The sequence below is a fragment of the Glycomyces sp. NPDC021274 genome (genome assembly GCF_040641195.1).
Lineage (GTDB): Bacteria > Actinomycetota > Actinomycetes > Mycobacteriales > Micromonosporaceae > Glycomyces.
In genome coordinates, this window is the sequence record NZ_JBFADC010000045.1 from 1 (window position 1) to 1,888 (window position 1,888).

1 protein-coding gene and 1 pseudogene are annotated in these 1,888 nt (G+C 65.9%); one reads left to right on the forward strand and one right to left on the reverse strand.

Going from position 1 to position 1,888, the window contains the following annotated elements:
- Positions 1-214 (forward strand): annotated as a pseudogene (locus AB0I03_RS26385) (hypothetical protein); the annotation flags it as partial.
- A gap of 85 nt (positions 215-299) precedes the next feature.
- Here AB0I03_RS26385 and AB0I03_RS26390 read toward each other — a convergent pair.
- Positions 300-1,406: a helix-turn-helix transcriptional regulator gene (locus AB0I03_RS26390; RefSeq protein ID WP_275309846.1), complete on the reverse strand. Its 1,107-nt coding sequence runs from the start codon at positions 1,404-1,406 to the stop codon at positions 300-302.
- Between the last annotated feature and the right edge of the window lie 482 nt (positions 1,407-1,888).

The window sequence follows — 1,888 nt, forward strand, 5'->3', positions numbered from 1 at the left end:
CGGAAAGCAGACCGGCGATATCTACGCGGTTCGCTTTGGGGCGACCGAAGCTGATGCTGGAGTCTCGGGACTGACCAACGGCGGCGTCCAGGTCACCGATCTGGGCGAGTCCCACGACAAGCCCGTCTACCGCACTCGCATCGATTTCTACTGTGGTCTGGCCCTGTTCGGGGGCAAGGCAGCCGCCCGCCTGACCAACGTCCTCGCCGGATGAACCACTGAGAGCCCCCGCGCACGTCACCCTTCACCGGGCGACGGGTGCGGGGGCTTTTGGCGTATTCGGAGACGCGCCCCTCAACTCAGGACGCCTCTACCTCTGTCATCAGCAGTCGCAACGTCAGGGAGTGCTTTTCAGGCGGCAGAGCGTCCAACGCCGCCCGTGCATACGCCGTTCCCCCCGCCTTGTCGCCCGATCGGGCGAGCATGAGTCCCCTGTGCATCTCAAGGTGCGTTGCGAAGCGAGGCAGTGTGGCGGGCAACTCTCGCCGAGCCGCATCTTGCGCCGCCACTGCCGTGCCCTCATCTCCGAGTCGAGCGGCCAGCAGTGAGACAAACACGTTCATCCGCCACCACGGCACTGCGTAGTCCGACGTCTGCTCGTATGACGCTGCCTTGTCGAAGACGCGGCGCCCCTGGTTCATCAGCTTTCGTGCCGTTGCGCGGTCGCCACGGATCGCCGCTGCGTGAGCCTTGCCCATGATGGCGTTGAGGAGCCCCAGTGACGGCTTGTCGCTGATGGCCATTGCCTGATCGGCAAGCACGTCGGCGACTCCGAGTGAGGCCCCCTCGTACCCGAGCGCGATCGCTGCGCGTCCCCGAACCCACACCCGAGCCTGAGCGTCCCCGGATCGGTCGGCAGCCTTGGCTGCCATGCGATACCAGTTCACGGCCTTGGAGCCGTCGGAGCCGGGAAACGTCTTGGCGTAGAGGGTCATGAGTCGGGAGGCAACGGACCAGAGATGCGGGGTGTCCAGTTGCTGCTGCACCACGACCAACTCGCCGGACACCCGCCGTTGGATGTCAGCGGCGCCGAGACTCATGTACTCGGTGCCATACGTGGTCAGCTTGCCTTCCCAGTCGTCCGCAGATGGCCCGCCGTCAAGTCGGGCACTGAATCCCGCGGTCAGCAGATCGGACGCCACCACAGGTGCTATGGCGGTCGCTGCCACATCGGACAAGAACTTACGTCGCTTCACTTCACCCTCCAGCACCGCCAAGGGCACGTCGAGGACGGCCGAGAGACACCGGAGGTAAAACCGCCCCGGCGTCACCTTGGAACGCTCCCAGCGGCTGATGTACTCCCGGTCCAGGTTCGTGCCGAACGCATCGTTGATCGCTGACGCCAGCCGTCCCTGCGACCAGCCGCGCGCTTTCCGGAGGTCCGTGATCAGTTCCCCGATGGCCATGAGTCCATCTTGCCCCTACGTCTGCCACTGGCGGATCAACATTCGTCTTGGGTGGCTTACTTGCCCCTAGGTATGCCCCTAGGGGGCGCCGCTGGGCGGCGGGATGCTCCGTGCACCGACACGCGCGAGGGGACGGCGAGAGGTCATGAGCAACCCGATTCGGTATAGCCAGTCACCCGTTGAACTCCCTCTGGACAACTGGCTGTTGGACGGCATCCCGGCGCCCGGCTGCAAGGTGTGCACCGCCCTGAACCTCCAGCGGAGCGAGGCACGGAGGCGGAACGACTGGGCTGCCGCTTGTGCTGCTGCACGGGAGATCAGGAATCACAGCCGGCGACACGGCGAGCCGACGTGAGCACCCTGGAGCCGACCCCTCAGCCCATATACACCGGCGCGCTGCCTCGGAGCAGACGGCCGGAAGGCCCCCGACCGGACAAGCCTGGGAGTACGGGCAGACGTGCCCGGACTGAGCGGACGTGCTC

Coding starts and splice junctions, on each gene's coding strand:
- AB0I03_RS26390 (WP_275309846.1), bottom strand. CDS start 1,406: ATGGCCATCGGGGAACTGATCACGGACCTCCGGAAAGCGCGCGGCTGG.